Annotated in this window: 1 protein-coding gene; it reads left to right on the top strand. The window is 71.5% G+C overall.

The features are described from left to right. On the top strand, positions 1-478 hold a 478-nt coding region (locus tag LPA54_RS37405; RefSeq protein ID WP_228984901.1), incomplete at both ends, for an amino acid permease.

Consider the following 478-nt stretch of genomic DNA (forward strand, 5'->3'; position numbering starts at 1 on the left):
TCGCGGGGCTCATCGCCTCGTTCTTCTCCCTGATCTACGCCGGCTCGCGGCAGCTGTTCGCCCTGTCCCGGGCGGGCTACCTGCCCCGGTTCCTGTCCCTGACCAGCAGCCGGCGCGCCCCGTACCTCGGGCTGCTGGTGCCGGGCGCGATCGGGTTCGCACTGGCCGCGAGCACGGGCAACGGGGCGCGGATGCTGAACATCGCCGTGTTCGGTGCGACGATCTCCTACGCGCTGATGTCGCTGTCGCACATCGTGCTGCGGCGCCGTGAGCCGGAGCTGCCGCGGCCGTACCGGACGCCGGGCGGCGTGCTGACCTCGTCGGTGGCGCTGGTGCTGGCCTGCGCCGCGCTGGTGGCGACGTTCCTGGTGGACGTGACGGCGGCGTTCATCGCGCTGGCGGTGTACATCGTGGCGCTGGCCTACTTCGGGCTGTACAGCCGCAGGCATCTGGTGGCGAAGGCGCCGGAGGAGGAGTT

Origin of the sequence: Streptomyces sp. DH12 (assembly GCF_020873895.1) — a bacterium.
Lineage (GTDB): Bacteria > Actinomycetota > Actinomycetes > Streptomycetales > Streptomycetaceae > Streptomyces.